The following is a 939-nucleotide window of genomic DNA, read 5'->3' as shown; positions in this document are numbered from 1 at the left end:
TGCCTTGTTGAATCCACAGATGGCGTAGCGATCACTCCTTGATGGCTTGTTCGAGGTTGTAAACGGCGACGGTGAGCACAAGTTCTCTGAATTCGCGGTACCAAGCGCTCGGCCCGACAGCGGATCCGAACCGGCGCTTGATGGCCGAGAAAGCACTCTCGGCCATCCAGCGTTGCCCGTAGAGATCGCTGTCCAACCGCGCGTTGTGGGCGTGATCGTAGTGAGCGAACAGCCGGTGTTTGATGACCGGCCGGACGCCTTCGGCGCGGAGTGCGTCCCGCAGCGACTGGTCGTCATAGCCTTTGTCGCCGGCGAGACTCTCGATTTCGTCGGTGTTGCGTAGCGCTACTTGACGACCCACCTGTGTATCGTGAGGCCAGTGTGCCGAACAGTGGAGGTCGAGCACGGCACACGACTCTGTGTCGACCAGCGCCGTCGTTTTCAGCGTCTGTATGTGGCGATCCGACCGGTCGACGTAGTGGCTGGATGCCGCTTCGCGGTCGAAAAACGTGGCATCCATCGCCCCGTGCTCGCCGGGATCGCAGCGGGTCGCCGACCGACGGAGCAGTTGCCGCCAGAGACGGGTTGGCACCCGCTCGAAGGACCGCCACAGCGTCGAGGGTGCCGGAAATGCCGTCCGCGCTAACTGCAACAGACCACGAACGCGATCCATCTCGCTCGCCCAATCGACGATTTCGCGGTACGTCGCGTCCATGTGAATCCGCAAGAAATGCAGTGTCAGATGCTTCCAATCCGCAAATCCGTTGCCAGCCGGGTCACTCACCACCGCCGTGGGGCTGGCGGCACAGCGCTTTTGAGCCAGCGATGCGGCTTGTTTAACGAAGCGGAAGAGTACTCTAGTCACATTCACTCTTTCCGCTTCGCTTCCACCTTCAGAGCGACGCTATCCCCTCGCTGTCTCCGGATTCAACAGAGCAG

Annotated in this window: 1 protein-coding gene; it reads right to left on the bottom strand. The window is 61.1% G+C overall.

Features of this window, described 5'->3' with window-relative positions; all coding sequences use genetic code 11:
* Nucleotides 1-31: 31 nt before the first annotated feature.
* The gene (locus tag AC5FRW_RS19175; protein ID WP_493570068.1) at nt 32-865 is read right to left on the bottom strand and encodes an IS5 family transposase; all 834 of its coding nucleotides are present in this window, start codon (nt 863-865) and stop codon (nt 32-34) included.
* Between the last annotated feature and the right edge of the window lie 74 nt (nt 866-939).

Source organism: Halomicrobium sp. HArcht3-1 (assembly GCF_058933345.1).
Note: the sequence above shows the minus strand (reverse complement) of the source record. Positions and strands in the feature narration are given on the sequence as shown.